2 protein-coding genes are annotated in these 861 nt (G+C 40.2%); both read right to left on the bottom strand.

The window, feature by feature from the left end; translation table 11 throughout:
* Positions 1–220: 220 nt before the first annotated feature.
* Positions 221–475 (bottom strand): hypothetical protein, encoded by a 255-nt coding sequence (locus RV00_RS15865; protein WP_071863497.1) that lies wholly within the window; start codon positions 473–475, stop codon positions 221–223.
* Positions 476–485: 10 nt separating this feature from the next.
* Positions 486–861, bottom strand: a 376-nt coding sequence (locus RV00_RS15860) for a tyrosine-type recombinase/integrase (RefSeq protein WP_169818966.1), incomplete at its 5' end; no start/stop codon positions are given.

Here is an 861-nt window from a genome sequence, read left to right as displayed (position 1 = left end):
GCTCCGAATTGGGGCACTTTGGCTTTCTGCGGTTCGTCTACAGTAGGTAGGTTACTCACTACTATAACTGCACTCTTAAGTCCTTCATTGTGTCCTCTATCCCATGAGTCACTAGGATAGTTCATGAGACGACTATTCAACTGATTAACTAATTCTTCTTTTTCTTGTTTATCCATTTCATACCTCTTTTCTGACTTGATAGGCTGAGATTGCGGATCTGTTACTCAATCAAATCAATCGTATTTGCATCTAACATTTCTGGCATCTTAGCATTGATAGCTTCATGCTTTTGATAGGTTATTTCTGCTTTTAGAGCCAAATGGCCTGCGCTCACTGCCTGCGTAGCGACCCTTGAAATAGCATTCGCCCTGTCTATTTCTAGAGCGATTTCCTCTTTAGTCATATCTGGGTCGTTCAGACGTTCTAATTGTTCAAATAAGTACCCATTCAAATCACCTAAGTTCTGTCTTTTCATGTCATCACCTCTAAGCGATCGCTGACAAAGCGCCAATCATTTTTTGTTCGTCTTTTTTCTCAAGTTCTTTGATGATATGCGTGTATGTTTCTTGCGTCGTCGTTACATTCGCGTGTCCTAAACGATCAGCAATCGAATGCATTGTGACTCCTTCAAGCAGCAGTATGGATGCGTGAGTATGTCTCAACGCGTGTACTGTAATAATTGGCACATCAGCTTCAATGCATTTTCTCTCTAGAAATTTGTTGACTGTCGAATTAAATACACGCTTATATTTCCCGTTTTTTTCTTTTTCCACAAAGATTAGTTCGTCTTGCGGCAAATTGGCTATGAGCGGACAAAACTGTCCAATCATTTGCCAATCCAACTTAATTTTTCTTACTGAC

The sequence above is a fragment of the Enterococcus devriesei genome, assembly GCF_001885905.1.
In the GTDB taxonomy this organism is placed as follows: Bacteria; Bacillota; Bacilli; order Lactobacillales; family Enterococcaceae; genus Enterococcus_A; species Enterococcus_A devriesei.
Note: the sequence above shows the minus strand (reverse complement) of the source record. Positions and strands in the feature narration are given on the sequence as shown.

What these genes read in the sequence shown, in the direction of transcription:
- RV00_RS15865 (WP_071863497.1), bottom strand. Translation starts at nt 475, where the DNA reads ATGAAAAGACAGAACTTAGGTGATTTGAATGGGTACTTATTTGAACAA.